Annotated in this window: 23 protein-coding genes; 7 read left to right on the top strand and 16 right to left on the bottom strand. The window is 70.5% G+C overall.

The window, feature by feature from the left end; translation table 11 throughout:
* Nucleotides 1-150 precede the first annotated feature (150 nt).
* Nucleotides 151-1848, top strand: a complete 1698-nt coding sequence (locus C9J87_RS12125; protein WP_107705646.1) for a VWA domain-containing protein — start codon at nucleotides 151-153, stop codon at nucleotides 1846-1848.
* A gap of 24 nt (nucleotides 1849-1872) precedes the next feature.
* Here C9J87_RS12125 and C9J87_RS12120 read toward each other — a convergent pair whose 3' ends face one another.
* Genes C9J87_RS12120 through deoC form a run of 3 tightly spaced genes read right to left on the bottom strand, consistent with a single transcriptional unit; the run spans nucleotide 1873 to nucleotide 5176 of the window.
* Complete coding sequence (locus C9J87_RS12120) at nucleotides 1873-2736, bottom strand: aldehyde dehydrogenase family protein (RefSeq protein ID WP_010833890.1); 864 nt, start codon at nucleotides 2734-2736, stop codon at nucleotides 1873-1875.
* The gene (locus C9J87_RS12115; protein ID WP_010833889.1) at nucleotides 2736-4199 is read right to left on the bottom strand and encodes an aldehyde dehydrogenase family protein; all 1464 of its coding nucleotides are present in this window, start codon (nucleotides 4197-4199) and stop codon (nucleotides 2736-2738) included. The genes C9J87_RS12120 and C9J87_RS12115 overlap by 1 nt, the downstream gene beginning before the upstream one ends.
* A gap of 11 nt (nucleotides 4200-4210) precedes the next feature.
* A complete protein-coding gene (gene deoC / locus C9J87_RS12110) occupies nucleotides 4211-5176 on the bottom strand; it encodes a deoxyribose-phosphate aldolase (protein ID WP_010833888.1) in 966 nt (321 codons plus the stop codon).
* A 52-nt stretch (nucleotides 5177-5228) separates the two neighbouring features.
* Here deoC and C9J87_RS12105 point away from each other — a divergent pair, with 52 nt between their 5' ends.
* The gene (locus C9J87_RS12105) at nucleotides 5229-5834 is read left to right on the top strand and encodes a hypothetical protein (protein ID WP_107705644.1); all 606 of its coding nucleotides are present in this window, start codon (nucleotides 5229-5231) and stop codon (nucleotides 5832-5834) included.
* 12 nt (nucleotides 5835-5846) lie between these two features.
* Here the strand turns inward: C9J87_RS12105 and C9J87_RS12100 are convergent, their stop codons facing one another.
* Nucleotides 5847-7514 carry a phospho-sugar mutase gene (locus C9J87_RS12100; protein ID WP_107705643.1) on the bottom strand — a complete coding sequence of 556 codons (1668 nt, stop codon included), beginning with the start codon at nucleotides 7512-7514 and terminating at the stop codon, nucleotides 5847-5849.
* Between the two features lie 36 nt (nucleotides 7515-7550).
* Between C9J87_RS12100 and C9J87_RS12095 the strand changes: the two genes are divergently transcribed.
* Together C9J87_RS12095 and C9J87_RS12090 are read left to right on the top strand one after the other, a co-directional pair.
* The gene (locus C9J87_RS12095; protein WP_232820039.1) at nucleotides 7551-7982 is read left to right on the top strand and encodes an SRPBCC family protein; all 432 of its coding nucleotides are present in this window, start codon (nucleotides 7551-7553) and stop codon (nucleotides 7980-7982) included.
* A 9-nt stretch (nucleotides 7983-7991) separates the two neighbouring features.
* A complete protein-coding gene (locus C9J87_RS12090) occupies nucleotides 7992-9305 on the top strand; it encodes a DUF2252 domain-containing protein (RefSeq protein ID WP_010833884.1) in 1314 nt (437 codons plus the stop codon).
* A 6-nt stretch (nucleotides 9306-9311) separates the two neighbouring features.
* On the opposite strand, the gene C9J87_RS12085 is transcribed toward C9J87_RS12090, so the two are convergent.
* Genes C9J87_RS12085 through C9J87_RS12045 form a run of 9 tightly spaced genes read right to left on the bottom strand, consistent with a single transcriptional unit; the run spans nucleotide 9312 to nucleotide 19730 of the window.
* Nucleotides 9312-10295 carry an aldo/keto reductase gene (locus tag C9J87_RS12085; protein ID WP_010833883.1) on the bottom strand — a complete coding sequence of 328 codons (984 nt, stop codon included), beginning with the start codon at nucleotides 10293-10295 and terminating at the stop codon, nucleotides 9312-9314.
* Entirely contained in the window at nucleotides 10267-10683 is a 417-nt protein-coding gene (locus tag C9J87_RS12080) for a MerR family transcriptional regulator (protein WP_051204522.1), read from the bottom strand. The genes C9J87_RS12085 and C9J87_RS12080 overlap by 29 nt, the downstream gene beginning before the upstream one ends.
* 33 nt (nucleotides 10684-10716) lie before the next feature.
* Nucleotides 10717-11529, bottom strand: a complete 813-nt coding sequence (locus C9J87_RS12075) for an NAD-dependent epimerase/dehydratase family protein (protein ID WP_010833881.1) — start codon at nucleotides 11527-11529, stop codon at nucleotides 10717-10719.
* The gene (locus C9J87_RS12070; RefSeq protein WP_010833880.1) at nucleotides 11529-12323 is read right to left on the bottom strand and encodes a purine-nucleoside phosphorylase; all 795 of its coding nucleotides are present in this window, start codon (nucleotides 12321-12323) and stop codon (nucleotides 11529-11531) included. The genes C9J87_RS12075 and C9J87_RS12070 overlap by 1 nt, the downstream gene beginning before the upstream one ends.
* A 10-nt stretch (nucleotides 12324-12333) precedes the next feature.
* Nucleotides 12334-13260: a lysophospholipid acyltransferase family protein gene (locus C9J87_RS12065; RefSeq protein ID WP_010833879.1), complete on the bottom strand. Its 927-nt coding sequence runs from the start codon at nucleotides 13258-13260 to the stop codon at nucleotides 12334-12336.
* Nucleotides 13257-14837, bottom strand: a complete 1581-nt coding sequence (locus tag C9J87_RS12060; protein WP_036491116.1) for a lactate racemase domain-containing protein — start codon at nucleotides 14835-14837, stop codon at nucleotides 13257-13259. The genes C9J87_RS12065 and C9J87_RS12060 overlap by 4 nt, the downstream gene beginning before the upstream one ends.
* A 1-nt stretch (nucleotide 14838) precedes the next feature.
* Nucleotides 14839-16041 (bottom strand): zinc-dependent alcohol dehydrogenase, encoded by a 1203-nt coding sequence (locus C9J87_RS12055; RefSeq protein ID WP_107705642.1) that lies wholly within the window; start codon nucleotides 16039-16041, stop codon nucleotides 14839-14841.
* Complete coding sequence (locus tag C9J87_RS12050) at nucleotides 16038-18332, bottom strand: HAD-IB family hydrolase (RefSeq protein ID WP_010833876.1); 2295 nt, start codon at nucleotides 18330-18332, stop codon at nucleotides 16038-16040. Before C9J87_RS12050 ends, C9J87_RS12055 begins: the two co-directional genes overlap by 4 nt.
* A gap of 12 nt (nucleotides 18333-18344) precedes the next feature.
* On the bottom strand, nucleotides 18345-19730 hold the full coding sequence (locus C9J87_RS12045) for a YncE family protein (RefSeq protein WP_010833875.1): 1386 nt from the start codon (nucleotides 19728-19730) through the stop codon (nucleotides 18345-18347).
* Between the two features lie 38 nt (nucleotides 19731-19768).
* Here C9J87_RS12045 and C9J87_RS12040 point away from each other — a divergent pair, with 38 nt between their 5' ends.
* The gene (locus C9J87_RS12040; protein WP_232211519.1) at nucleotides 19769-20248 is read left to right on the top strand and encodes an NUDIX domain-containing protein; all 480 of its coding nucleotides are present in this window, start codon (nucleotides 19769-19771) and stop codon (nucleotides 20246-20248) included.
* 7 nt (nucleotides 20249-20255) lie between these two features.
* Here C9J87_RS12040 and C9J87_RS12035 read toward each other — a convergent pair whose 3' ends face one another.
* The gene (locus C9J87_RS12035; RefSeq protein WP_036491114.1) at nucleotides 20256-20708 is read right to left on the bottom strand and encodes a gamma-glutamylcyclotransferase; all 453 of its coding nucleotides are present in this window, start codon (nucleotides 20706-20708) and stop codon (nucleotides 20256-20258) included.
* A gap of 46 nt (nucleotides 20709-20754) precedes the next feature.
* Between C9J87_RS12035 and lpdA the strand changes: the two genes are divergently transcribed.
* On the top strand, nucleotides 20755-22158 hold the full coding sequence (gene lpdA / locus C9J87_RS12030) for a dihydrolipoyl dehydrogenase (RefSeq protein ID WP_107705641.1): 1404 nt from the start codon (nucleotides 20755-20757) through the stop codon (nucleotides 22156-22158).
* The gene (locus C9J87_RS12025) at nucleotides 22158-23546 is read left to right on the top strand and encodes an NAD(P)H-quinone dehydrogenase (protein ID WP_107705640.1); all 1389 of its coding nucleotides are present in this window, start codon (nucleotides 22158-22160) and stop codon (nucleotides 23544-23546) included. Before lpdA ends, C9J87_RS12025 begins: the two co-directional genes overlap by 1 nt.
* A 919-nt stretch (nucleotides 23547-24465) precedes the next feature.
* Here the strand turns inward: C9J87_RS12025 and C9J87_RS12015 are convergent.
* The gene (locus tag C9J87_RS12015; RefSeq protein ID WP_010833870.1) at nucleotides 24466-25026 is read right to left on the bottom strand and encodes a VanZ family protein; all 561 of its coding nucleotides are present in this window, start codon (nucleotides 25024-25026) and stop codon (nucleotides 24466-24468) included.
* Nucleotides 25027-25126: 100 nt separating this feature from the next.
* A complete protein-coding gene (locus C9J87_RS12010) occupies nucleotides 25127-26380 on the bottom strand; it encodes an HNH endonuclease signature motif containing protein (protein ID WP_010833869.1) in 1254 nt (417 codons plus the stop codon).
* Nucleotides 26381-26451 lie beyond the last annotated feature (71 nt).

Here is a 26451-nt window from a genome sequence, read left to right as displayed (position 1 = left end):
AGGAACATTGTGCCGCGCCGAGCCACGCAAACGTCGCCCGGGGCCACGTGCGGTGTGCGGGAGCAGTTTGTGGATTCGGGCCGTCCCCACGCGTGACAGCGCATATCGTCTGCCAAGCAAATCCCCTGTTTCGCTTCGAGAGGCACGTTCATGTTCGGCGCCCACGCCATCACCCCGCCCGAGCCCGACGAGACGCCCACGCACCCGGAGTCGGACCGCCGCAGCTGGGCCAGCATCGGTGTGGTGCTGGCCCTCGTGGCCGCGGTCGGCTGGTTCGGCGTGTCGCTGTTCGGCGACGACGACTCCGACGCCGCCGCGAGCTGCACGAGCGCCGCCACCACGACCGTCACGATGGTGGCCGCGCCGGCGATGGCCGACCTCGTCGACGAGGCCGTGGCCGACATGGAGGACACCGGTCAGTGCGTCGAGCTGGAGGTCAGCACCGCGACCGTGGCCGAGGTGGCGGCGGCCCAGCAAGAGGTCGGCGAGGGCGAGGAGGACGTGATCCCCGACCTCTGGGTCCCCGACTCCCCGGGGTGGCAGACGGTGCTGGCCGGCGCCGACCTGACCGGCAAGGTGCTCGTGCCGTCCCTCGCCAGCAGCCCCGTGGGCCTGGCCGGCGGCGGATCGGGGCCCCGGCCGACGACGTGGCTCGAGGCGCTCTCCTCGCCGCAGCTCGTGAAGACGGACCCGCTGTCGAGCGGAGCCTTCGCCCAGACCCTGCTCGCACCTCTCGCCGAGGCCGCCGAGCGCGGCGGCGACGTCGCTGCGGCGCAGGGCGCCCTGGTGCCGGTCGCGCAGAAGTTCGGCGCCAAGCTGGCCGCCGGGCAGGAGCGCCCCGTCACGCTCGACACCATCCCGGCCGGCAGCCGCCGGCTCATCCCGGCCACCGAGCGGGACTTCCTGATCGCCCGACGCGGCAACGAGTCGCTCACGTGGTCGACCCCGGCCACCGGCGCAGCCGTGCTCAACTTCCCGCTCGTGCAGCCGGACGCCGGCGAGGGAGGCATCGCCGTCAGCTCCGGCGCACTCGACGTCGCCGGGCGCACCGGCGAACGGCTCGCCGCGTGGTTCACCACCGAGGAGGGCCTCGCGGCCATCGCGGACGACAAGCTGCGCGCACCCGACGGCGCACCGCTTTCCGACGACGAGAGTGTCGAGGCGACGAAGCAGCTGCCCGCCGCGCAGCCCAGCCAGGTGGAATCGACCATGAAGAGCTGGGGAATCCTCACGGTGCCGTCCAGCGTCCTGGCCGTCTTCGACGCGTCGTCCTCGATGGACACCGTGGAGGGTTCCCTGTCCCGGATCGAGCTGGCCGCCGATGCGGCCGCCAGGGCTCTCGGTGCCTTCCCCGACCACGCCCGGATCGGGATTTGGTCCTACTCCATCAACCAGGGAGGTGTCGGTCAGGACTGGCGTGAGCTGGCTCCGCTGCGGCGCCTCGACGCACCGAACGTCGACGGTGGCACGCAGCTTGAGCTGCTGCTCGCGAAGGCCGCGATCCTGCCCAACCTGACGGGCGGCGGCGCGGGCACCTACGACACGATGCTGGAGGCCTACAAGGTCGCCAACCGCGAGTACAACCCTGCCTACTACAACAGCCTCGTGCTGCTGACCGACGGCGCCAACGACGACCCGGGCTCGATCAGCCTCGAGGAGCTGCTCGAGCAGGTTGAGGAGCTGCACAACCCGGACCGACCCGTGCGCATCATCCCGGTCGGCATCGGCACCGACGCCGACATGGCAGCCCTCGCCGCGATGGCGAAGGTCACCGGCGGTCAGGCCTATGAGGCACGCGACCCGCGCGACATCTTGACGGTGCTGGCGGGCGGTCTGCTGTCCCGCTGAGCCAGCCGGTTCCCGGTCGGGGTCTCAGACCCCGATCGGGTGCCAGACCGTCTTCGTCTCCAACCAGTCGGTCAGCCGGTCGATGCCGGGCGTCGCCAACCAGTCGACCGGTGCCTCGGGCGCTCGCCGGACCCGCTTGAGGTTGTCGGCGGCCGCCACCTCCAGCGAGGTCGCGAGGTCGGGGTCGGTGACACCGGTCAGGTCGATGCCGTTGACGTCCATGTGGGACGCCAGCCAGGGGGCGATCTCCGCGGCCGAGCCGGTGAGCAAGTTGACGACGCCGCCGGGCAGGTCGGAGGTGGCCATCACCTCGCCGAGCGTGATCGCGGTGAGCGGGTGTGCCTCGCTGGCGATCACGACGCAGGTGTTGCCGGTGACGATCGCCGGAGCGACGACGCTCACGAGCCCGAGCAGTGGACCGCTCGGGGCGACGACGGCGACGACGCCGGTCGGCTCGGGCGCGGAGATGTTGAAGAAGGGCCCGGCGACCGGGTTGGCGGAGCTGACGACCTGGGTGATCTTGTCGGCCCAGCCGGCGTACCAGACGAGCCGGTCGATGGCGGCGTCGACGAAGGTGTTGGCCTTGGCGGCGGTGACCCCTTCGCTGGCACGCAGCTCGGCCACGAACTGGTCGCGACGGCCCTCGAGCACCTCGGCGATGCGGTAGACCACCTGGCCGCGGTTGTAGGCCGTCCTCGACGACCAGCCGCCGAAGGCCTTGCGCGCGGCCACCACGGCATCGCGGGCGTCCTTGCGGCTGGCCTGGGCGGCGTTGGCCAGCAGGTTGCCCTGGGCGTCGTTGACGACGTAGGTCCGCCCGGACTCCGAGCGGGGGAACTCACCACCGATGTAGAGCTTGTAGGTCTTCTTCACGTCGATGCGCGCCATCAGTGGATTCCCTTCAGATAGGCGGCGAGGCCCGGGAGGCCGCCCTCGCGGCCGTAGCCCGACTCCTTGTAGCCGCCGAAGGGCGACGTCGGGTCGAACTTGTTGAACGTGTTGGCCCACACCACCCCGGCGCGGAGCTGGTTGGCCATCCAGAGGATGCGCGAGCCCTTGTCGGTCCAGACGCCGGCCGAGAGCCCGAACGGGGTGTTGTTGGCCTTCTCGACGGCCTCCGCGGGAGTGCGGAAGGTCAGCGTGGACAGCACCGGCCCGAAGATCTCCTCCCGGGCGATCCGGTGGGCCTGGGTGACGCCGGTGAACACCGTGGGCGGGAACCAGAAGCCGTTCTTGGGCAGGTCGCACGCGGGCGACCAGCGCTCGCCGCCCTCCGACTCGCCGATGTCGGACAGCTCGCGGATCTTCGCGAGCTGCTCGGCGGAGTTGATCGCCCCGATGTCGGTGTTCTTGTCGAGCGGGTCGCCGACGCGCAGGGTGGACATCCGGCGCTTGAGCCGCTCCATCACCTCGTCGGCGATCGACTCCTGCACGAGCAGGCGCGAGCCGGCACAGCAGACGTGGCCCTGGTTGAAGAAGATGCCGTTGACGATCCCCTCGACGGCCTGGTCGATGGGAGCGTCGTCGAAGACGATGTTGGCGGCCTTGCCGCCGAGCTCGAGGGTGACCTTCTTCCTCGTGCCGGCCGTGGCGCGTGCGATCGCCTTGCCGACGTCGGTGGAGCCGGTGAAGGCGACCTTGTCGACGTCCGGGTGGGCGACGATGGCCTGGCCGGTGGAACCGGCCCCGGTGACGATGTTGACGACGCCCGGCGGGAGGTCGGCCTGCTGGCAGATCTCGGCGAAGAGCAGGGCCGTGAGCGGCGTGGTCTCCGCCGGCTTGAGCACGACGGTGTTGCCGGCGGCCAGGGCAGGCGCGATCTTCCACGCCAGCATGAGCAGCGGGAAGTTCCACGGGATGATCTGGCCGGCCACGCCGAGCGGCCGCGGGTCGGTCCCGAGACCGGCGTGCTCGAGCTTGTCGGCCCAGCCGGCGTAGTAGAAGAAGTGGGCGGCGACGACGGGGATGTCGACGTCGCGCGACTCCTTGATCGGCTTGCCGTTGTCGATCGACTCGAGGACGGCGAGCTCGCGCCCGCGCTCCTGGATGATCCGGGCGATGCGGAAGAGGTACTTCGCGCGCTCGCTGCCGGGCATCCGACCCCACACGCGGGTGTAGGCGCGGCGGGCCGCCTTCACGGCGAGGTCGACGTCCGACTCGTCGGCCTCGGCGACCTCGGCCAGCACCTCCTCGGTGGCGGGGTTGATCGTCTTGAAGCTCTTGCCGTGGCCGTCGACGAACTCGCCGTCGATGAACAGCCCGTAGGAGGCCTTGATGTCGACGATCGAGCGCGACTCGGGTGCGGGGGCGTATTCGAAGAAGGCGGTGGCCTTCTCGGGGACCTTGACCATGTCTGTTTCCCTCAGTCCAGGGTGAAGTAGTCGGGGCCGGAGTAGCGGCCGGTGACCATCTTGGTGCGCTGCATCAGGAGGTCGTTGAGCAGCGTGGAGGCACCGAAGCGGAACCAGTCCGGGTCGAGCCAGTCGGGGCCGGCGATCTCGTTGACCATGACGAGGTACTTGATCGCGTCCTTCGTCGTCCGGATGCCGCCGGCGGGCTTCACGCCGACCATCTGGCCGGTCTGCTCCCGGAAGTCGCGAACGGCCTCGAGCATGACCAGCGTGACCGGCAGCGTGGCCGCGGGCTGCACTTTGCCGGTGGAGGTCTTGATGAAGTGGGCGCCGGCCATCATGGCCAGCCAGCTCGCGCGGCGGACGTTGTCGTAGGTCTGCAGCTCGCCGGTCTCGAAGATGACCTTGAGGTGGGCCGGCCCGCAGGCCTGCTTGACGGCCACGATCTCGTCGTGGACGTCGAGGTAGCGCCCGGACAGGAACGCGCCACGGTCGATGACCATGTCGATCTCGTCGGCGCCCGCCTCGACGGCGTCGCGGGTGTCGGCGAGCTTGATGTCGAGCGCGGCGCGCCCGCTCGGGAAGGCGGTCGCGACGGCAGCGACGTGCACGCCGGAGGTGCCGAGCGTCTGCTTGGCGGTGGCGACCATGTCGGGATAGACGCACACGGCGGCGGTCATCGGGCACGTCGGGTCGGCCGGGTCGGGGCGCATGGCCTTCGACGCCAGCGCCCGCACCTTGCCGTGGGTGTCGGCGCCCTCGAGGGTGGTCAGGTCGACCATCCGGATCGCGAGGTCGATGGCGAAGCTCTTGGCCGTGGTCTTGATCGACCGCGTCCCCAGGCCCGCGGCCCGCGCCTCGGCGCCGACCTGGTCGACACCGGGCAGGCCGTGCAGGAACCGGCGAAGGGATGACTCCGACGCTGTGATGTCGTCGAAGACTCCCGCGCTCGCCGTTGAGGCAGAAGTTGTCGTCACCGAGCCAGCATAGGGTTGGGACGGGCAACGCAGGCAAACCTGAAGGAGACCGATGCCGCAGGAGTTCGAGGACGAGATCCGGTTCCGTCCGACGGGCGGTCGGATCATGGGCAGCATCGCCGTGGTCGCAGGTCTGGGGGTCGTCGCGCTCGCCGTGGCGGACCCCGGGTCGGTGCCGGCACCGCTCGTCGCGGGGGTCGTCCTGTTCAGCGTGCTCGCGTGGGCCTCCATGCTGTGGCCACGGGTCTCGGTCACCGCCGACGAGCTCGTCCTGCGCACCATGGTCGAGCACCAGCGGCTCCCGCTGGCGGCGATCGAGGACCTCGCCGTACGACAGGTGATGGCCGTCCGGGTGGGCGACAAGCGCTACGTCTCGACAGCCGTCGGCAAGCCCTTCCGCAAGGTCGTCACGGCCAGGCCGACCAGCAGCACTGCCGTCCCCGACGTCTCCGACCCGGTGGCCGACATCGCCTACGCCGACTACGTCGAGCAGGAGATCCGCAGCCGGATGGAGCGCGCACGCGAGGCGGCCGGGGTCGCGCTGCTCTCCGACGAGCAGCTCGAGCTGGCCTCCGGCGTACGGCGCCGACCGGCGTGGCTGCCGGTCGGACTCATCGCCGTGTCGGTGCTGGGCCTGCTCGTCGCCGTCCTGGCCTGAGCAGGCCGCGGGTCACATTCCCGCGGCAGCCCTGAGGTCGCCCTTGATCGCGTCGAGGCGACCGGCTGCGGCGATCCGCGCGGCATCGACGCCGTCGTCGGGGTCGACCGGGATGACGACCTCGAGGTAGCACTTCACCTTGGGCTCGGTGCCGCTCGGGCGCACGATCACCCGCGCACCCTCGGCCAGCACGAAGCGCAGCCCGTCGGTGGGGGGCAGTGCGTCGCTGCCCAGCGCGAGGTCGTCGATCCGCTCGACCGCCAGGTCGCCGAGGGTCGTCGGCGGGGTGTCGCGCAGCCGCTGCATGGTGGCGGGGATCTGGGCGAGGTCCTCGAAGCGGACCGACAGCTGGTCGGTGGCGTGCAGGCCGTGCTCGGTCGCGATGTCGTCGAGGATGTCGTTGAGGCCGCGGCCCTCGGCCTTCGCCGTGGCGGCGATCTCGCACACGAGCAGCAGGGCGGAGACGCCGTCCTTGTCCTTCACGTGGTCCGGGTCGACGCAGTAGCCCAGCGCCTCCTCGTAGCCGAAGGCCAGCCCGGGCGCCCGGCTGATCCACTTGAAGCCCGTGAGGGTCTCCTCGTGGGGCTGACCCGCTGCCGCGGCCATCTTGCCCAGCAGGCTGGAGGAGACGATGGAGTTGGCGTAGGTGCCCTCGCGGCCGAGCCCGAGGAGGTGGTGCCCGAGGAGGGCGCCCACCTCGTCGCCGCGCAGCATCTGCCAGCCGTGCGGGCCGGGGACGGCGACGGCGCACCGGTCGGCGTCGGGGTCGTTGGCCACGACGATGTCGGCGTTCTTCTCGACCGCGAGCGCCATCGCGAGGTCCATCGCACCGGGCTCCTCGGGGTTGGGGAACGCAACGGTCGGGAACTCGGGGTCGGGCTCCTCCTGCAGCTCCACCACGTGGGGGGCGGAGAAGCCGGCCGTCTCCAGCACCTGCACCACGGTCGTCGCGCCCACGCCGTGCAGCGGGGTGTAGACGATGGTGAGGTCGCGCGGACCGTCGTCGGCGAGATCGGCCACCCGGTCGAGGTAGCGGTCGACGATCTCCTCGCCGACCACCGTGCCGGCGGTGCCCCGGGGGACGTCGGCCATCGGGCCCACGGCCGCGATCCGGGTCGCGATCTCGAGGTCGTACGGCGGCACGATCTGGCTGCCGTCACCGAGGTAGACCTTGTAGCCGTTGTCCTGTGGAGGGTTGTGGCTGGCCGTGACCATCACGCCGGCAGCGCACCCGAGCTCGCGGATGGCGAACGCCAGCAGGGGAGTGGGCAGCGGGCGCGGCATCACCAGCGCCTTGAGCCCGGCGCCGGTCATCACCTCGGCCGTGTCGCGGGCGAAGACGTCGCTGTTGTGGCGGGCATCGAAGCCGATGACGACGCTGCCGCCGCGGTGGCCGGTGTCGACGAGGTAGGCCGCCAGCCCGGCCGCGGCGCGGGTGACCACGACCCGGTTCATCCTCGTGGGGCCCGCACCCAGTGCGCCGCGCAGCCCCGCCGTACCGAACTCCAGGGTGCCTGCGAAGCGGTCGGCCAGGTCGGTGTCGAGGCCACCCGCCTCGACGGCCGCGATCGCCTGCTCCAGCTCGGCCCGCGTCTGCGGGTCCGGGTCCTCGGCGGCCCAGGCACGGGCGCGGGACAGGAGGTCGGCGGCGAAGCCGTCGGTCGGGGTGGTGTCGGTCATGGGCTGACGCTATCGCCTGCGGACTAGCCTCTCGGTGTGAGCGCCTTCCACTTCGAATCGACGTGGATGGTGGCCGCGCCGCCGGCCGAGGTGCACGCCGTGCTGGTCGACCTCGAGCACTATCCGGACTGGTGGCCGCAGGTCCTGGCCGTGGCCAAGATCGACGACGACACCGCCCGGGTGCTGTGCCGCTCGACGTTGCCCTACACGCTCGACCTGGTGCTGGGGGCCGTGCACCGCGAGCCCACTCTGCTGGAGACGACGATCAGCGGCGACCTGTCCGGGACGGTGCGCTGGCGGTTGTCGCCCGTCGTCGGTGGGACCCGGCTCGACCACGATCAGGACGTCGACGTGACGGGGAGGCTGCAGGCCCTGGTGGCGCGCCCGCTCGGGCCGGTGCTGCGGTGGAACCACGACCGGATGATGGCCGGGTGCCTGCGTGGCCTGCGCCGTCGGCTCGCGGGCTAGATTGCCGAGATGGCCTCAGCGAGCGCGCGCACCGACACGATCATCGAGGTGGTCCGCGAGGCGTTCGCGCCGCTGATGCGGGCCGACCCGGTGGCCTTCCGGGCGAAGTACCGCAAGATGGCGCTCGATCCGCACGCGTTCTACCGGGGATCGGCCTGCCTGTTCTACAACGACGTGACCGCCGAGCAGGACGACTGGGCGCGTCACGGGGCGGAACGGATCTGGATCCACGGCGACCTGCACGTGGAGAACTTCGGCACCTACCTCAACTCCGACGGCCGGCTGGTCTTCGACATCAACGACTTCGACGAGGCCTACCTCGGGCGCTTCACCTGGGACCTGCAGCGGTTCGCTGCCAGCCTCGCCCTCGTCGGCTGGCAGAAGGCGCTGCCCGAGGAGGCGGTCCGCAAGCTGATCGGCCGTTTCGTCCGCTCCTACCTCTCCCAGGTCAACCACTACGCCGCGACCGAGGACGACGACGACTTCGCGCTGACCCTCGACAACGCGACCGGTCCGGTCCTGACGGCGCTGGAGAGCGCACGCACGCTGCGGCGAGCCGACCTGCTCGACGAGATGACGGTGCTGACGCGTGGGCTCCGACGCTTCAGCGAGGACACCTCGGCCCGGCGTCTCGGCCGGGACGAGCGCACCCTGGTCGTGGCCGCCTTCCGTGACTACCTCGAGACGATCCCGCAGTCCAAGCGGTTCGACCGTGCGCTCTTCTACGACCTGCGCGACGTCGTCGGCAAGTCCGGCTTCGGCATCGGCAGCGCAGGGCTGCCCGCCTACAACATCCTGGTGGAGGGCTACAGCCAGGCGCTGGACAACGACGTGGTGCTCTCGGTGAAGCAGGCCAACATCCCGGCGCTGTCGCGGTTCGTGGACACCAGCGAGGTCGACGCCTACTTCGAGCACGAGGGCCACCGCACGGCGGTCAGCCAGCGGGCGCTCCAGGTGCACACCGACCCGCTCCTCGGCCACACCACCATCCGCGGGGTCGGCTATGTGGTCACCGAGGTGTCGCCGTACGAGGTGGACCTCGACTGGTCGAACATCAACGAGCCCTCCGACATGCGCAAGATCGTCGACCTGCTGGGCAGGGCGACGGCCAAGATCCACTGCGCGTCCGACGAGGACAGCGACCAGGACCTCGTCGACATCCAGGTCGAGGCGGCGATCGTGGACTCGCTGGTGGGGCGGCGCCAGGACTTCACGCAGTGGTTGTGCCAATGGGGCATCGACTACGCCCTGCGGGTGCGCGAGGACCACTCGCTGTTCGTCGACGCCTTCCGCGAGGGCCGGATGGGGATTGCCTCGACCTGAGGACACTCAGGCGTCGATGCTCGACATGTCGCCGTACCTGGCACCGACGACCGCTTCGCGGGGGACGGCCGCATCGAGGGCGGTGAGGTCGCCCGCGGTGAGCCCTACGTCGAGGGCGCCGACGTTTTCCTCGAGGTACTTCACCCGCCTCGTCCCGGGGATCGGCACCACGTCGTCACCCTGCGCGAGCACCCAGGCGAGAGCGAGCTGGCCGGGCGTGCAGCCCTTCTCCGACGCGATGGCGCGGACGCGATCGACGAGGACCAGGTTGGCGTCGAGGGCCTCGCCGTTGAGGCGAGGGAAGTAGGCGCTGGTGCGGGAGTCGTCCTGCTCGAGCGTCCCCTGCGTGATGGCACCGGTGAGGATGCCGCGACCCAGCGGCGAGTAGGGCACGAGGCCGATGCCGAGCTCGCGGATGACCGGAAGGATCTCGTCCTCGAGGTCGCGGGTGAACAGGGAGTACTCCGTCTGGAGTGCCGTGATCTGGTGTGTGGCGTTGGCGCGGCGGATCGTGTCGGGTGCGGCTTCGGACAGTCCGAGATGGCGGACCTTGCCGGCCGCCACCAGCTCGCCCATGGCACCGACGGTCTCCTCGATCGGGACGGACTGGTCCACCCGGTGCTGGTAGTAGAGGTCGATGTGGTCGACGCCGAGACGCTGGAGCGAGGCGTCACAGGCGGACCGGACGTACTCCGGGGAGCCGTTGATGCCGACCCGGCTGCCGTCCGGATTGCGCTCGTTGCCGAACTTGGTCGCGAGCTGCACCTGGTCGCGCCGGCCGGCGATCGCCTTGCCGACGAGCTGCTCGTTGGTGAAGGGGCCGTACATGTCGGCGGTGTCGAGGAAGGTGACGCCGATGTCCAGTGCGCGGTGGATGGTGTCGATGCCCTGCTGCTCGTCGGTCGAGCCGTAGAACTCGCTCATCCCCATGCAGCCGAGGCCGAGCGCGGAGACGGTCAGGTCACGAAGCTGTCGCTGTGGTGTCGTCATGGCTCGAGTCAACGCCTTGGAGCGCGCTCGAAGTCAACCCCTCGTAGAGGTCGATCTTGTGGTCGATGGCGCCCAGGTGGGAACGCATCTCGGCGAGCTGTCGGAGCACGTGCTCCCGGTGAGCCCTGAGCAGATCGAGCCGCTCGGCCTCGTTCCCGGTGCCAGTGCGGACGAGGGCGGCGTACTGCTTCACGACGCGAATCGGCATCCCCGTCGCGCGGAGCTTGGCGATCAGCGTGATCCAGCTCAGGTCGGCCTCGTCGTAGGCCCGGTGTCCCGACGCGGATCGGCGCACCGGCGTGCGCATCAGTCCGTCGCGCTCGTAGTAGCGCAGGGTGTGGGCCGTGAGTCCGGTCTGCTCGGCAGCCTCGGCGATGGTCAGGCTCATGGCGTCAGTGTCCGCCTCGGAGTGCACTCGAAGTCAAGCCTGGTTGCCGAGCGCAGGGCGGTAGAACTCCTCGCCCGCGAACGGTCCGCCCACGTGCGCCGCCTCGGCGTCGTCGACATCGCGTACGGCGATCCGGCCGGCGTGTGCCTCGGCGTCGTCGAGCGGCTCGTAGCCCAGCCTGCGACCGGGCTCGAGGTCCCACCAGGCGCGGGTGTTGTTGCTGATGCCGTAGAGCACGGCGAAGCCGGGCGAGGGAGCGGTGAGTGCCGCGTCGAACATCCTGACCGCGTCGTCGTGCGAGAGCCAGGTGGCCAGCGCTCGTGCGGTGGCGGGCTCGTCGAGGAAGGAACCGATGCGGCAGGCGATGGCGTCGATCGAGTGGCGATCGGCGTACAACCGGAGCAGGGCCTCCGCAGCGACCTTGCCGACGCCGTAGAACGTGTCGGGGCGGGGGAGGGCGTCGTCGGAGATGACGCCGCCGGGCAGGTCGCGGCGCGGGGTGCGGCCGACGGCGTGGTTGGAGCTGGCGTGGACGAAGCGGCTGACGCGGTGGGCGACGCAGGCGTCCAGCAGCGCGGCGGTGGTGATGACGTGGGAGGCCAGCGACGTCGGGAGGTCGGCCTCGTCGGGGTGCCCGGCCAGGTGCACGACGCCGTCGAGGCGCTCCTGCTCGAAGACCGCGTCGACCGCGTCGGCGTCGGTGCAGTCGACCGTGTGCCAGGGGCAGGTGCTGCCGTCGGGTGCCGGCACGAGGTCGAGCCCGACCACCTCGTGGCCGCGCTCGAGCAGTCCGGGGACGACGACGCGGCCGATGGACCCGGCTGCCCCCGTGACCAGGACCCGCATCAGAGCCGGGGGACGATCTGGCCGAGCAGGTCGCCCATCCGGCCGGCCGCGGCCTTGCCGGCCTCGAGGACCTCGTCGTGGTTGAGCGGCTCGCCGCTGATGCCGGCGGCGAGGTTGGTGACCAGGCTGATGCCGAGCACCTCCATGCCGGCCTCGCGGGCGGCGATCGCCTCGAGGGTGGTGCTCATGCCGACGAGGTGGCCGCCGATGGCGCGCACCATGGCGATCTCGGCCGGGGTCTCGTAGTGCGGGCCGGGGAACTGGACGTAGACGCCCTCGTCGAGCGTCGGGTCGATCTCCGTGCAGAGCGCCCGCAGCCGAGCGGAGTAAAGGTCGGTGAGGTCGACGAAGTTGGCGCCCTCGATCGGGCTGGTCGCCGTCAGGTTGATGTGGTCGGAGATCAGCACCGGCTGGCCGGGCTGGAAGGTCTCCTTGAGGCCACCGCAACCGTTGGTGAGCACGATCGTCGAGCAGCCCGCGGCGGCTGCGGTGCGGACCGGGTGGACGACGGCGGCGACGCCCTTGCCCTCGTAGAAGTGGGTGCGGCTGAGGAAGACCAGCACGTGCTTGTCCCCGACCGCGATGCTGCGGATCTTGCCGGAGTGGCCGACGACGCCGGCGACGTGGAAGCCCGGCAGGTCGGTGGTGTTGATCTCCGCGGTGGCGGTTCCGAGGGCGTCCGCGGCGGGCAGCCACCCGGAGCCCAGGACGAGGGCGACGTCGTGGCGCTCGATGCCGGTGAGCTGGGCCAGCTCGATCGCGGCCTGCTGGGCGAGAGTCTTGTGATCGGTCACGCGGGCGATCCTAATCCGGCCATGCGCGCCGAGGACCTGCCTCGGGCGCGGGGACCGTGGCCGTCTGCTCCCACACCCGGCGCCACTGCGCCGTGTCCGGGCCTGCCGGGTCGTGCGTGGCACCGTCCGCGGCGCGGCGCCGGGCCTCCCACCAGGTGCTCCGGTCCTCGTCGAGCAGGGCTGCCACCGCGTCGCGGATCCGGGGAGCGAACTCGCGCGGCGACTCGTCGCTGCCGGGTCGCAGCGGCTCGCCGAAGCGGACGGTGAGGCGACGGCGACCGGGGCTCGGCCAGCCCTGACCGCGTGGCATGGCGGCGAACGTGCCGCGGTGGGCGATGGGGATGACCGGCACCTGGTGCTGGGTGGCGAGGTAGGCCGCGCCGAACTGGAAGCGGCCGACGAAGCCGTCGGGCGACCGGGTGCCCTCGGGGAAGATCACCAGGCTCCAGCCGTCGGCCAGCACCTCGCCGGGCGTGGTCGCCATCGTCCCGCCCCGGCGCTCGATCGGGAACGTGTTGAACACGATCGAGGACCCGACCGCTCGCCACCAGGTGTCGAAGAAGTAGTCGGCTGCCGCCGCCACGGCAGTACGGCGCCGCCACCTCGTCGGCAGGGACAGCAGGATCAGCGGGGTGTCGAGGTGACTGGCGTGGTTGGCCGCGAAGATCACCGGGCCCTCGAGCCCGGCCAGCACGTCGAGGCCCTCGACGCTGGTGCGGACCTGCGAGCGGAACAACGGCTCCAGGGCACCCTTCTGCGCGACCTCGCGGGCGACTTGGGCGGCGCGGGTGCGCGCCCAGTCGGTGTGGAAGACGGTGCTCTGCCGGGCCGGGACGAAGGGCTCCGCCGAGCGCGGCACCTGGGAGCGACGGCCCCATCGCCAGCCGTCCGCCACTCGGCGTACGTCCTCGAGGCCCTCCTGTGCCCACTTCCTCATCGGACGTCCGCGATCAGGTGGGGCGGGTTGTGCAGGTAGGAGATCGTCGGGCTGGTGCCGACCGCGCCGGACGCCATCTCCAGCGCGTCGGACAGTGTCGACGCCGCGCGGAAGCCCAGGCGCTGCGCGACCCGCCGGTCGGCGCCGACCCAGATGACCTCCTCGACGTGGTCCATTGCGTGCGCCGCCCAGTACCACATGTAGAACGGGTGGACCCCGTGGTAGGCGTGCGAGGTGCGGTAGAGGTGGACGTACCAGGGATCGGTCGCGAACTGCTGCTCGTACTTCTCCGCGATCACCGCCGGATCGGTCGACTCGGCGAGGATCTCCTCGTAGAAGTCGACGTAGCTCGGGTGGTGCAGCTGGTTGAAGCCCTCGTCGAGCGGGTGGTAGAGGATCACGGCCCCACCGCGGCGTACGACCGGCTGGCCGCGGTAGGAGTTGAAGTAGTAGCCCAGCCCCATGCAGGTGGCGAGGATCGGGTTCATCGACGAGTTGACGTTGTAGGGCCCGAGGTAGGGCACGCCCATCACCAGCACGTCGGTCTGGCCCTGCACCTCGGTGAGCTGCTGGCGGTGCACCATCGCGATCGTGCGCTCGTGCACGGCCTCGGTGTCGCCCGCATTGATCCCGGTCAGGCCGTACGGCGAGCGCAGGTCGTGGAAGAGCTTGTGCCGCAGCCTGCGCGGAGCCGCGCCGAGCCCGCGACGCACGGCCAGCATCGAGGCCTGGTCGCGCACCGACCACTCCCACTCGCGCTTGAGCAGGAAGTCGTAGGGCGCCCCGAAGACGTCGTTGTTGAGCGTGGTCTCGATCTGGAAGATGTCGAGGTGGTCCTTGAGCAGCCGGCCCATCCGCCAGGCGGAGTGGTGTAGATGGCTCTTGGTGTGGTCCATGAAGGAGTGCGACGCGACCATCGTCGCGGGGTTGTGGTGCTGGCGGAGGCTCTTGTAGGACGCCAGCCCGATCGGCACCGACTTGTGCCCGCCGTCCATCGCGACGAGGTTGACGTTGACATAGACCAGCAGGTCGGACTCGGCGGCGCGGCGGTTGATCTCGACGTCCTCGCCCTTGTCGGTCATCCCGATGTGGAGCAGGTCGTCGCGGTCCTCGGCGTCGTGGTTGTAGAGGTCGCCCTGCGGGTGGAACGACCGGAAGACCCGCTCGCCGACGATCTGCTTGAGCTCGGCGGGGGTCATCCGCCGGTGCAGGGCGTTGGCGGCGATGATCTTGACGTCGTCGACCCCCGCGTCGGCGGCCATCGTCAGCACCGCCTCGATGATCCGCTGGCGGATGTCGGGGGCGCGCATCGGAGGCAGCGGCAGCGAGATGTCGTCGAAGGCGATGGTCAGGCGCATCCCGGCGAACAGCTTGGTGGGCAGCGGATCGGCGTCGACCGGGTTGAGCAGGGCCTCGCGGATCGCGGCGTCGACGTCGTCGATCGCGGGCAGCGACTCGGGCGGGTAGATGACGCGGGTGCCGGGCGGGAAGTCCTCCAGCCGGAAGCCCAGGCCCTCATGGACCACGAGCGGTGGTGTGCGGTCATCCACCTCGAGCACGAAACCGGGACGGCTCATGTCAACCCTTCCTCGACGGATCGAAGGCGACCTTGATGCTGCCGAGCCGCCCGGCGCCGTGGGCGTGGTCGAGCGCCTCGCGCCAGCGGTGCAGCGGATAGCTGGCGACGCCCTTGGCGAGCTGGGCGACGACGTCGCCGGTGACGAGCTCGGTCGCGATGTCGAAGGCGCTGCGATCGCCGGGTTCCCGGCGCGCCGAGGAGTAGGACCCGATCACCTGGAGCTCGCGGAACCACGCGGCCGACAGGTCGGCGGCGGCAGGCATGCCGGAGAGCACGACCCGACCACCGGCCCGGGTCGTGTTGAGCGCCGTCTCGAGCGAGCCCTTGCTGCCGACCGCGTCGACGGCGATGTCGACCCCGCCGAGGAGGTACGGCGCCGAGTGCTCCGGCAGCACCGCGAACGCCCCGGTCGAGCGGCGCAGCCGGCGCAGCACCTCGTCCGGCGACACCACCTCGGTCGCGCCGAGCTGGAGCGCGAGCTCGCGCTGGTGGGCGTACTTCGCGACGACCGTGATCTCGCCGGCGGGGGTCAGGCTGCGCAGCGCCATCGTCGTGAGCAGGCCGACCGACCCGGCGCCGCTCACCAGGACGCGAGCGTTGTCCTCGACCCGCGCGCGCAGGGCGGTGTGGACGGCGCAGGCGATGGGTTCGACCAGGATCGCCTGCTCGTCGGACAGCCCCTCGGGCACGGGGTGGAGCTGGCTGCGGTGGGCGGTCAGCGTCTCGCCCCAGCCGCCGCCGGTATCGGCGCAGAACCCGGTCTGGAGGCCGGGGGAGAGGTGCCCGACGGTGACCCGGCTGCACCGGTTGGTCAGCCCGTCGTCGCAGGCCTCGCACGGCTCGACGCCGCGGGCGGCGCACGCCAGCACCGGGTCGATCACCACCCGCGTCCCGGCGGCCAGGTCCTCGCAGTCGTCGAGGAGGTCGGCCACGACCTCGTGGCCCGGGACGAACGGCATCGACACCAGCCCGGAGAAGTAGCGGCTCGTGCGCCCGGAGAGCGCGCCCAGGTCGGAGCCGCAGACACCGGAGAGCCGCGTGCGCAGCCGCGCCCACCCGGGGCGCTCGACCGTGGGCTCCTCGATGGTGACCAGGCGCAGCGGGGCGGCATAGCCGGACAGGATCCCCGGCAGCCGGTCGCCGACCGCCCGCCCGGCGAGGTGCCGGGGGAGCGAGCGATACATCTGCAGCGCGAGCATCATCGCGGGATGCCTCGCGGTGCGGTGTCGGGGCTGGCCCAGTCGACGATCGTCCAGTGCTGGCGCCGGGCGTGCCGGGCCAGGAACACGTCGGGGCTCACCGCCACCGGCTGCCCGACCGCGCTGAGCAGCGGGAGGTCGGAGTGGCTGTCGGCATAGCCGTAGCTCCTCGCCAGGTCGAAGCCCTCCTCGGCCGCCCAGTGGCGCATCCACGCGGCGCGCGACTCGCCCACCAGCGGTGAGCTGGCCAGGAAGCCGGTGCAGATGCCGCGGGCGTCGGCGGCCAGGTCGGCCGCCTCGATGTGGTCGAAGAGGGGCGCGATCGGCCGGGTGAGCGGGCGGATCGCGCCGGTGATCAGGACGGTGGTGTGGCCGGCGGCGCGGTGTTCGCGGATGCGTCGTACAGCGCCGGGCGCGAGTCGCGACAGGACCAGGTCGGTGAGCACCTCGTCGACGACGGTGTCGAGGTCGGACAGCCGGGCACCGGTGTACTCCCGGTAGATCGAGCGCAGGAACGCGCTGCGCTCGCGGCGCTCGGCGCGCACCAGGCCGGGAAGCCTGGCAGCGATCCGGCCGAGCTCCCCGACGCGCTCGGCCGGGGAGAGGTCGTGCAGCCGCATCCACAAGTAGGTCTCGATCACGTTGGAGGACAGCAGCGTGCCGTCCATGTCGAAGAAGGCGGCGGTCGGCTCCTCGCGCGTTCGGACCGGGCGCAGCACCGGTGTGGCGCTGGGCGGCCGGCTGCGGCGAACGTCGTCGAGCGCGCGGATCGGCGCAGTGACCGCCGGGCAGTGCACCTCGCGGAGGTAGTGGTCCCAGTCGACCTCGTCGATGTCGAAGCCGAAGGCCGCACCGTCGTCGGGGTGGAGGGCGGCGAGCAGGCCGCGGGTGTGCGCGTCGTCGAAGCGCAGCTCGGCCTCGGCGTACTCGCGGTAGAGGTCGAGGTAGCGGCGCAGGAACTCCAGCCGGCGACCCTGCCGGTCGAGGTTGCGGGCGATCGCGCGGGTGCGGTCGCCGCGTGGGGCGTGACCGACGACGTAGTCGGCGAGCTTGTGCGCGCGCTCGCTGGTGGCCAGCAGCCGCTCGACGCTCTGTGCGCCCGGGAAGCGCCACTCGGGCAGCCGCGCCGCTCCTCGGTCGCCGTGGGTGAAGGGGTGCTCGTCGAAGTAGGCCCGCACGGCGCCGTACAGCTGCCGGAACGTGAGCGGGTTGCGGGCGCCGGAGACGACGTGGAAGTAGGCCGCCGCGCCGGCCTGCGGTGGAGACGCGAGCACCGCCGCGATCGCCGCGACGACGTGGTCGACCGGCACGATGTCGACGATCGTGTCGCCGGCGGCGGGGAACTCCGGGAGCTCGCCGCGGCCGTAGGCGAGGATCAGCGGCTCGGCCATCTTGAAGCCCTCGATCCAGCCGGGATGCGGCCTCCTGAGGGCGGACTCGATGATGCTGGGGCGCACGATCGTGGTCGGCGCGGTGCGCGCACGCTCCTCGACGACGCGCTCGCCGAGGGCCTTGGTGAAGGTGTAGCAGTCGGTCCAGCCGAGCGAGCGCGCGCGCTCGGTCCCGACGCGGACGAGCTCGCGGTCGACCCAGGCGCGCCGGTCGGCCTCCGCTGCGGCAGCCGCGGTCAGGAGGCCGGCGCGTCCGTGCTGGCGCTCGGCCTTCGAGCGGAGCTTCGTCAGCACGTCGGCCGAGCGCGACGCATGCTCGACGACCCGGCGCTGGGCCATGCCCCACTCGGTCTCCGCGTCGACGTCGACCGTGTGCTCGACCGGACCCTCGGGGATCGCGCCCCGGCGGCGCCCGGCGACGTAGGCCGTGGACACGTGGACGTAGTGGACGTGCGGGCCCACCTCGGTGATCCGCTCGAGCAGCCCGCGGGTGCCGAGCACGTTCGTGCGGAAGCCCTCGTCGACCGGCGGGTCGAAGGACACGTCGCCCGCACAGTGCACGACGGCGTCGAGCCCGGCGGGCAAGGCGGGTACGGCGCCGAGATCGCCCTCGAGGACACGCACGCGCGCGGCCAGGACGGCGTCGATGCCGCCGGCGTCGTCGACGGCCCGCGCGAAGATCGGCTTGCCCAACAGCGCTCGGACCCGGTCGGCCCCGGACGTCGATCCCCTGGGTCGGACCAGCAGGGTCAGCGTGGTGGCTGGCGTCTCGCTCAGCAGCAGCTCGAGCAGCGCCTCGCCGACGAAGCCGGTGACGCCGGTGAGCAGGAGGTGCCGGCCGGCCAGCCGCTCAGCGATCCGCCCGGCGCCAAGGTCGTCGTCCCGCTCGGACGTGTCCGGCACCAGGCTTGTCTATCAGCCCTTCCTCAGCGCGTCGACCGTCACGACGCCGGCGCGGACCCGCTGCGGGTGGTCGCCGACGGGCAGGAAGGCGAGCTCCTTCCCGGTGGCGAAGTCGATGACGGCGACGGCGTCGCTGCCGCTCAGGGAGACCCAGCAGGTGTTGTCGGGGCCCTCGGTCGTCCAGTAGGGCTTGAGGTAGTCGTGCCCGGTGGTCGCGCGGTCGAAGATCACGTGGTCGGTGGTGGTGCGGTCGACCAGGGCGACGTAGTCGTCCATGGTGCCCGCGGCACACAGCGTGGTGCCGGCGTGGTCGATCGCCAGGCCGTGGTGGGCGGAGTCGTTGACGTAGAGCTCGAGCGGCATCTCGGGCACCCGGTTGGGCAGCGGGATCACGCGGCGTACGGCGCCGGTCCGCGGCTCGGGACGGGCGCCGGTCGAGTAGTCCACCGCGCCGTTGAGGTCCTTCGCAGCCGTGTCGAACTCGACGATCCCGTGGAAGTAGGAGACCTGGAAGTAGATGAACCGCTCGCCCGGCGCGATCGCCATCGGGCGCACCGCCGCGCTCATGTCGGGGTGGCCCGCCTCGGCGAGCTCCTTGCCCATGTCCCAGCGTCGCGTGATCTTGAAGTCGGCGTTGCGGACGATCTCGAACCAGCGGTCGCCCTTGAGCGCGTCGTGCAGGGGGCCGATCTTGACCGGGCCGGCGGTGCTCGCGTCCCCGGGTGTGTAGACCTTGCCGATCGAGGCGTGGAAGACCTTCTTGCCGTCAGCCGAGTAGTTGTTCTCGTGCGGTGTCTCGCCCGACTCGAAGGTGCGCAGCCGGTCGCCCATCTTGATGGTCCGACCGTTGCGCCAGGTCTGGTCGACCATGGAGTACTCGATGACCTGGCGTTCGGTGGAGTCCGAGACGAGCAGTCGCTTGCCGTTGGGGGACAGGCCCATGTGGTCGGTGCGCCGACCGTCCATCTGCTGCTCGCGCACGATGGCGTCGGGGTCGCCGGCGATCGCCTTGGCGATGTCGACCCACACGACGTCGGCGAAGCTCGGGCGGCTGACGGCGAGGTAGCGGCCGTCCCGGGTGGAGAACATGTCGTCGACGAGCTGGTCGTGCCCCTCGCCCGGACCCTGCTGGATGGCGAGGTAGAGGGCGAGGTGGGCGGGGTTGCTCCGGATGTCCGCGAGCTCCTGCTCCTGGTCGGGGACCAGGTCGATCCCGGTCCTGAGGACCTTGTGCGTGTGGGCGTCGACGATCGTCGCCGTCCCCGCCCAGTTGTTGCCGACGAACATCACGTCCCGCAGGCCCTTGCTCGCGGCTGCTGCCGGGCTGTCGGTCTCGGTCAGGGCGAGGGTGGTGGTGAGCAGGGCGAGGGCCACGGCGGTGACGGCTGTACGGCGCATGGCTGGTCAACGACGGGTCCGCCGTTCAGGCTATGGGCGTGCTGACGAACGAACATGACATGCCTGCCGGCCTCGAGTTCCACGACTACGACACCCGCGTGGCGGCGTACGCGGTGATCGTCGAGGACGACAGGATCCTGCTTTCCTGGTGGAACGGCGAGGGCCACGGCGAGCCGGCGTGGTCGCTGCCCGGCGGCGGCGTCGACCTGCCGGAGACACCGGCCGAGGGCGTCGTCCGCGAGGTGAGCGAGGAGACGGGTCTCGACGTCGAGCTCACCGGGCTGCTGACGGTCGACTCCTTCGTCAAGGCTCCGGCGGAGCGCGTGATCGTCACCGACCGTTGGGTGCGGCACCTCCGCCTCGTCTTCACCGCGAGGGTCGTCGGCGGCACGCTCGGCACGCTCGAGGTGGGCGGTTCGACCGACTACGCCGAGTGGGTGCCGATCGCGTCGGTGCCCGAGGCGCCGCACGTCGGGCTCGTCGACGTGGCGCTGGGCGCCTGGCTGGACCGGCGCTGACCCCGGGTCAGAGGCCGGTCGAGCGGCAGGAGCGGCGGCGGAGCGCGGCGACGTAGTCGACCGGTGCGTCGGCCGCCTCGGCGGCGTCGGCGAGGATGCCGAGGTAGGAGGCCGAGGGCAGCCCGCCCTCGTAGGCGTCCAGGACGTAGGCCCACACGACGAGCTCGCCGCTCATCGTGGACACCCGCACCCGGGTCTTGCGGTAGAGGCCGGTGTCGGCGGAGTCCCAGCGGTCCAGCTCGGTCTCGTCCTCGGGGGTGACGTCGTAGACCGCGACGTAGACCTGCTCGATCGGGTCCTCGACGATGGTCGCGAGGGCTCCGTCCCAGCCGTGCTCCTCGCCGCCGAACGTCAGCCGCCAGCCCGTCAGCCAGCCCGTGCTGCGCAGCGGCGAGTGGGGGCAGCGCTCGCTCATGCGGCCCGGGTCCAGATTGGTCCCGTAGGCGGCATAGAGCGTCACGGGGCACAGGGTAGCGAGGTCGATGCCGACGGCTAGGGTGTGACCCGTGACCGACACGCATTTCGACACCCTTGTCCTCGGCGCCGGCCCCGGTGGCTACGTCGCCGCGATCCGCGCCTCACAGCTCGGCCAGAAGGTCGCCGTCGTGGAGGAGAAGTACTGGGGCGGTGTCTGCCTCAACGTCGGCTGCATCCCGTCCAAGGCGCTGCTCAAGAACGCCGAGCTGGCGCACACGCTCCAGCACGAGAAGGCGAAGTTCGGCATCGAGGGCGACGCGACGATGGCCTTCGGCCCCACGCACAAGCGCTCGCGCGACGTGAGCGCCGGCATCGTCAAGGGCGTCCACTTCCTGATGAAGAAGAACAAGATCACCGAGGTCGACGGCTGGGGCACCATCACCAGCCCCACGTCGGTCGACGTGAAGACGAAGGACGGTACGACGACGCCGTACACCTTCGACAACCTGATCATCGCCGCCGGCGCGACCGTCCGCCTCGTCCCCGGCGTGACGCTGTCGGACAACGTCGTGACCTACGAGGAGCAGATCCTCTCCGACCAGCTGCCCGAGTCGATCATCATCGGCGGCTCCGGCGCGATCGGCGTCGAGTTCGCCTACGTCATGGCCAACTTCGGCGTCGACGTCACCATCGTCGAGTTCCTCGACCGGATGGTGCCGACCGAGGACGCCGACGTGTCCAAGGAGCTCGCCAAGCACTACAAGAAGCTCGGCGTGAAGGTGCTGACCAGCACCGCCGTGAAGAACGTCGAGGACACCGGCTCCGGCGTGCGCGTCACGGTCGCCCCCGCCGCGGGTGGCGACGAGCAGGTGCTCGAGGCCGGCAAGTTCCTCGCCGCCTTCGGCTTCGCCCCGCGCGTCCAGGGCTTCGGCCTGGAGACCATCGGCGTCGCGGTCTCGGAGCGCGGTGCGATCGAGGTCGACGACTTCATGCGCACCAACGTCGCAGGCGTCTACGCCATCGGTGACTGCACCGGCAAGATGATGCTCGCCCACGTCGCCGAGGCCATGGGCATCGTCGCGGCCGAGACCATCAGCGGCGCCGAGACGATGCCGATCAACTACGACATGATCCCGCGGGCGACCTACTGCATGCCGCAGATCGGCTCGTTCGGCTACACCGAGGCGCAGGCGAAGGAGAAGGGCTACGACGTGAAGACGGCGACCTTCCCCTTCACCGCCAACGGCAAGGCGATGGGACTCGGCGAGGCCGTCGGCTTCGTCAAGGTCGTCGCAGACGGTGAGCACAACGAGATCATCGGCGCCCACATGATCGGCCCCGACGTCACCGAGCTGCTGCCGGTGCTGACCCTGGCGCAGCAGTGGGACCTCACCGCCGACGAGGTCTCGCGCAACGTGTTCGCCCACCCGACGCTCTCCGAGGCCGTCAAGGAAGCCGTCCACGGCATCACCGGCCACATGATCAACTTCTGATGCCCACCTCCTCCAACCGCGTCGTCATCATCGGCGGCGGTCCCGGCGGCTACGAAGCGGCACACGTCGCTGCGCAGCTGGGGGCCGACGTCACCGTCGTCGACTCCGACGGCGTGGGTGGCTCGGCCGTGCTCACCGACTGCGTCCCCAGCAAGACCCTGATCGCGACGGCCGAGCTGATGGCCGAGGTGACCAACTCCGCCGAGCTCGGCATCGACTTCACCGACCACGAGGGCGACACGGCCGCCACGATCCGCGTCGACCTCGCCAAGGTCAACACCCGGGTCAAGCAGCTCGCGAGCGACCAGTCCAGCGACATCGCCGCGCGGCTCGAGCGCGATGGGGTGCGGGTCATCAAGGGCCGCGGTCGGCTGGGTCCCGACCTCACCGTCACGGTCGGCGGCGAGACCCTCCAGGCCGACTCGATCCTCGTCTCGACCGGAGCTGCCCCGCGCACGCTCCCGAGCGCCCAGCCCGACGGCGAGCGCATCCTCACCTGGGAGCAGGTCTACGACCTGACCGAGGTGCCGGAGCGGCTCATCGTCGTCGGCTCGGGCGTCACCGGCCTCGAGTTCGCCAGCGCCTATCTCGCACTCGGCATCCCGGTCACCCTGGTCAGCTCGCGCGACCGGGTGCTGCCCGGTGAGGACGCCGACGCCAGCGCCGTGCTCGAAGAGGTGTCGATCCGCCGCGGCATGGAGGTGCTGGGCCGCTCGCGCATGGAGTCGGTGACGCGCGAGGGCGACGTCGTGACCGTGCGCCTCACCGACGGCCGCGAGGTCACCGGGTCGCACTGCATCCTCGCGCTCGGCTCGGTCCCCAACACCGCCGACCTCGGCCTCGAGGAGGCCGGCGTCGCGACCGACGAGGGCGGCTTCATCAAGGTCGACCGCGTCTCGCGCACGTCTGCTCGCGGGGTGTACGCCGCTGGCGACTGCACCGGTGTCCTGATGCTCGCCTCGGTGGCCGCGATGCAGGGCCGGATCGCCATGTGGCACTTCCTCGGCGACGCCGTGGCCCCGCTCGACCTGAAGAAGGTCTCCTCCAACGTCTTCACCGCCCCCGAGATCGCGACCGTCGGCTGGTCGCAACAGGCCGTCGACGCGGGCGAGATCAAGGCCGACGTCGTCATGCTGCCGCTCGCAGGCAACGCCCGCGCCAAGATGCAGGGCGTGCGCGACGGCTTCGTCAAGCTCTTCATCCGTCCCGGCACCGGCATCATCGTCGGGGGAGTGGTCGTCGGCCCGCGCGCCTCCGAGCTCATCCACGTCGTGTCGCTCGCCGTCGCCGAGTCGCTGACCGCCGACAAGCTCGCGCAGGCCTTCACGGTCTACCCGTCGCTGAGCGGTTCCATCGCGGAAGCAGCGCGCAGGCTGCACAAGGTCTGAGCGTTCTACGGCCGTGAGGCCCAACGTCGGCCAGACCTGGATCGCCCTCGGGTTGTCCCGCCCGGTTGGGTCTGCCGTCGGAACCGTCAGAACCACTCCTCGCCGCGTACACGCCGGGCGCAGTAGGGGCTCTCTTCGTGCTCTTTGACCAGTTCGTCGAACGAGGGCGGAGGGCTCGGGTAGCCCACGTCGCTGCACCCCCAGCCGCCCTCCCACATCGGAGGAACGTAGCCGCGAGATCCCGCCCACCAGACACCCATCGCTAGGACGATCGCCAAGACGAGAACGCCAAGGGCGATGCGCCCAGCCCCCGCCATGGGGGGTGGACGGTAGGGAGGTTGAACCTCTGTCGGGGTGCTCATCGTGCTTTGACGGTACGGGCGCCACCGGGGGTCCGGTAGTGGCATCGGGGTCCAACCGCTCGGCGGCTACTTGTTTCATTGATCTCAGGACCGGTGTCTGGCAAGGCTACGACTCCACTCAGACGAGCTTCTTGACACAGAGGGGAGCTAGATCCGGATGCACTCCACAGGGAGTCGACCTACACCTAGGCGGTGCCGAGTACACCTAGCCGCGCGAACAGCTGGTCAGCCGCCTCCGCCTCCACCGCCGCCGCCACCGTGAGTGGCCTCGCTGATGCGGGGAGTATCAATGCCGTGGTATCCCATGACGTCGGCTCGACTCCGCCTGAGATGAAGGAAGATCGCCACAAGAGCCCCAGGCACAAGCACTCCGACGAGCAACTCCACAGGGGCCTCCAATGCCACGGAGGCCAATCAGAGCACAAAATTGACGGGACGCATCCACCTACGCTGGACATTCGGTAGAGCAAGGGCGCGACCGCCTGACATCTACCGGCGCTCATCGGCAGTTCCGCGCACCATCAGCGGCAGAAGCGTGCGGGTGTTGTCGCGTCCGCTCAAGCGGTCCGTGCTTCCGCTGTAGCCGACGCGGAGGACAGCCGGGGCTCACGCCAGAACTGCATGAGCATGGTGGCAACGATCGCTCCCGCCGCCGCACCGGCTGCATTCAGCGGCAGGTCGTCAACGTCGCCGAATGACCCGGAGAGCATCTGCCAAACCTCGATGGCGACCGAGAACGCGAGGCCGGTGCACGTACCGACGAGGACTTCGAATCGTCGTCGAGCAAGGACGGCCACGAGCCAGCCGAAGGGAATGAACATGACGACGTTCCCGAAGACGTTCACCATCCCGAGGGAGCGGTTGATGCTGTTCCACTCGCTCTTGATCGACTCGCCAACGCGCCACGAAAACGCGCCATCCGTGTTCCCGAGCGCACCTCGGTTCGTGAACATGAGCACGACCAGAACGGTCCCGACCAGCGTGACGACGGCCAGGCTCCGCGCCCTGGGCGAAGTCGAAACCGCCGTGTAGACGAGGACTGCAGAGCCGATAAGGGCGAGCGCCATGCTCGGAACCGGGCCGATCGGAAGATATCGCCAAACGTCATCCTGGAACATGCTGGAACCCTAGGAGCAGTCGACCGGGTTCGACCTGCAACGCGCGCACTTAAACTCGGCAGTTGAGCGCACAACGTGAACCGCGCACTCTCCCGTCGGTCTACGTGCGCCTGGAGAAGCGATAGTCGCCATTGGGCAGTTGCTGCGTGAGGTAGCGGGTGTCGTGGGCGCGGTGGTGGTGATGGCAGCAGAGCAGGGCGGCGTTGTCGAGGTCGGTCTTCCCGCCGGTTGACCAAGCGTGGGGGTGGTGGGTCTCGCACCAGGCTGCGGGGACGCTGCACCCGTCTGCTTGGCACTGGCTCTGCTGGATGCGGAGTGCCTTGCGTTGCGCCGCGGAGTGGAGGCGGCGACTGCGGCCGAGGTCGAGGACTTCGGACTTGCCGCCGAGGACGGCGGGCAGGATCTTGGCCTGGCAGGCGAGGCGCCGGGCCTGTGACGCGGTGATGGTGTCGCCGGTGTCCAGGGTCGCGATGCCGGACCTCTCCAACGCCGCCGTGAGCTGGTCCAGGTCGAGGCGGACCGTCACGGTGGTGGCGGTGCCGCCGTGTGCGGGCAGCACCTGCGCCGGCAGTGACTCGAGGAGGTCGGTCAACGCCAAGCCCAGGAGGCGTGGCGTCGAGACGCGTTCCCCGTCGTGCTCGGACGCGGTGCGTCGAGGCGAGGCGAACGCTTCGAGGTAGGTCCGCAACCGGCCGGCGGCGGCATCGGAGATCCGGCCGCCGATCCGGGTGGTGCCGTCACCCAGCGGTGCCAGGGTCAGGCGCGTGTGTTCGGCGGCGAGCTGTTCCTCTCTCTCCAGGGCCTTGCGTTCGGCCTCTTCGCTGATCTCGGGGGCGATGACCTCGAGCACCTTGTGGGCGAGGCGCCGCAGTTGGGTGGGAGCGAAGTCCTCGGCGAGAGCGATCAGGTGGACCTCGGCGCGTTCGCGGATGTCATCGGTCACGAACTCGATGGGCAGCTCGTCGAGGGCGTGCACGATGACCCTGGCCTGGTCGAGGTTGACCCGACCGTCGAGCACCGCGGCCTGGAGGTGCACGTGGTCGGTGTCGAGGGACCGGGCGAGGTGGTCGAGGCCGATGCTGGGTCGGTGGTCGTGGCGAGTGGCGGTCGCGTACCAATCGCCGACGCGCTTGGCGCCCTGTTCGTCGGCGACGTCACCCGAGACGGCCATCACGGACAGCAGCAGGCCCTGGGCGCGGGTGATGACAGTGGACAGGTCGCGCATCGCAGCCGCTCTGTCGCGGGTGGGAACGAAGATCGGGTTGAACGTGGTGGCCTTGTCGAAGGCCTCGGAAATGCTCGCGACAACGTCCAGCAGCGGGTGCTGCGGAGGCTTGTCGTGAATGGTTTCCATGGCGTGATTCTACGCCCGAAAACTATAGATAGGAACAGGTGTTCGAGTTATCCACAGACCAATTGTGATGA

The organism is Nocardioides allogilvus (assembly GCF_003047285.1).
Taxonomy (GTDB): domain Bacteria; phylum Actinomycetota; class Actinomycetes; order Propionibacteriales; family Nocardioidaceae; genus Nocardioides; species Nocardioides allogilvus.
Note: the sequence above shows the minus strand (reverse complement) of the source record. Positions and strands in the feature narration are given on the sequence as shown.

Coding starts and splice junctions, on each gene's coding strand:
- C9J87_RS12075 (WP_010833881.1), bottom strand. CDS start 11,529: ATGCGGGTCCTGGTCACGGGGGCAGCCGGGTCCATCGGCCGCGTCGTC.
- C9J87_RS12085 (WP_010833883.1), bottom strand. CDS start 10,295: ATGACGACACCACAGCGACAGCTTCGTGACCTGACCGTCTCCGCGCTC.
- C9J87_RS12025 (WP_107705640.1), top strand. CDS start 22,158: ATGCCCACCTCCTCCAACCGCGTCGTCATCATCGGCGGCGGTCCCGGC.
- C9J87_RS12055 (WP_107705642.1), bottom strand. CDS start 16,041: ATGATGCTCGCGCTGCAGATGTATCGCTCGCTCCCCCGGCACCTCGCC.
- C9J87_RS12045 (WP_010833875.1), bottom strand. CDS start 19,730: ATGCGCCGTACAGCCGTCACCGCCGTGGCCCTCGCCCTGCTCACCACC.
- C9J87_RS12100 (WP_107705643.1), bottom strand. CDS start 7,514: ATGACCGACACCACCCCGACCGACGGCTTCGCCGCCGACCTCCTGTCC.
- C9J87_RS12125 (WP_107705646.1), top strand. CDS start 151: ATGTTCGGCGCCCACGCCATCACCCCGCCCGAGCCCGACGAGACGCCC.
- C9J87_RS12080 (WP_051204522.1), bottom strand. CDS start 10,683: ATGAGCCTGACCATCGCCGAGGCTGCCGAGCAGACCGGACTCACGGCC.
- C9J87_RS12060 (WP_036491116.1), bottom strand. CDS start 14,837: ATGAGCCGTCCCGGTTTCGTGCTCGAGGTGGATGACCGCACACCACCG.
- C9J87_RS12120 (WP_010833890.1), bottom strand. CDS start 2,736: ATGGCGCGCATCGACGTGAAGAAGACCTACAAGCTCTACATCGGTGGT.
- C9J87_RS12105 (WP_107705644.1), top strand. CDS start 5,229: ATGCCGCAGGAGTTCGAGGACGAGATCCGGTTCCGTCCGACGGGCGGT.
- C9J87_RS12090 (WP_010833884.1), top strand. CDS start 7,992: ATGGCCTCAGCGAGCGCGCGCACCGACACGATCATCGAGGTGGTCCGC.
- C9J87_RS12065 (WP_010833879.1), bottom strand. CDS start 13,260: ATGAGGAAGTGGGCACAGGAGGGCCTCGAGGACGTACGCCGAGTGGCG.
- C9J87_RS12010 (WP_010833869.1), bottom strand. CDS start 26,380: ATGGAAACCATTCACGACAAGCCTCCGCAGCACCCGCTGCTGGACGTT.
- C9J87_RS12015 (WP_010833870.1), bottom strand. CDS start 25,026: ATGTTCCAGGATGACGTTTGGCGATATCTTCCGATCGGCCCGGTTCCG.
- C9J87_RS12115 (WP_010833889.1), bottom strand. CDS start 4,199: ATGGTCAAGGTCCCCGAGAAGGCCACCGCCTTCTTCGAATACGCCCCC.